This window comes from Photobacterium alginatilyticum (assembly GCF_009910675.1).
In the GTDB taxonomy this organism is placed as follows: Bacteria; Pseudomonadota; Gammaproteobacteria; order Enterobacterales; family Vibrionaceae; genus Photobacterium; species Photobacterium alginatilyticum.
This window is the reverse complement of the sequence record NZ_RSEJ01000169.1, coordinates 1-752: the sequence shown is the minus strand read 5'-3', so window position 1 is coordinate 752 and position 752 is coordinate 1. Positions and strand designations below refer to the sequence as shown.

General features: G+C 31.1%; 1 protein-coding gene. It reads right to left on the bottom strand.

The features are described from left to right. Positions 1–423: 423 nt before the first annotated feature. Positions 424–705 carry a 30S ribosomal protein S3 gene (rpsC, locus tag EIZ48_RS31560; protein WP_500690628.1) on the bottom strand — a complete coding sequence of 94 codons (282 nt, stop codon included), beginning with the start codon at positions 703–705 and terminating at the stop codon, positions 424–426. Between the last annotated feature and the right edge of the window lie 47 nt (positions 706–752).

The following is a 752-nucleotide window of genomic DNA, read 5'->3' as shown; positions in this document are numbered from 1 at the left end:
TTCTCTCACCCCTCTATCTACACCTTTTTCTATATTCCGTTTCACACCTGAGAATCCTATTTTTTRCTCTTTTAGTTTATGCAAAACAAATTTCAGTTGYTACAATGATATGAAAAATTTWTCATATCTTGACTGCTTKGTTGGATCTAGATAATGCGAAGYGATGAGTTGGTTCTTMGTTCTATAGTTATTARTTCATATTAGGGAGGCTTKTTTTTTTTGAACCTTATTCCTAAAAAACCAACGAGTCACACACTAAGCATAGCAATTATATCAAACATTTAATCGAMTTTTTATTYAACCCTATAGAATTAAAGAATTACGGAATTAAGAGCTCTTTTTTTTATCTTCAAACAAAAAAATGAACGTRTTTTTTATTTTTTGTTGGATTTTGGGGTAAAAAAAAAGMYRAGGWARGTTTTTTTATTCTTCATCTATAAATATCCAAATTTTKATACCTAATACGCCATAGATAGTTCGAACTGTATAGGCACAATAATCAATTTTAGCCCGAATGGTTTGTAGGGGAACCCTRCCTTCTCTGATCCATTCGAYGCGTGCRATTTCTTTTCCATCAATGCKTCCTGCAATTKGTASTTGAATTSCTTTTGTATSTGCTTGTTCGGTTAATTCAATAGCCTTTTTCATTGCTTTGCGACAAGAAACTCTATTTTTTAATTGTCCGGCTATAAATTCTGCAAGAATAAGAAACTCTATTTTTTAATTGTCCGGCTATAAATTCTGCAAGAATA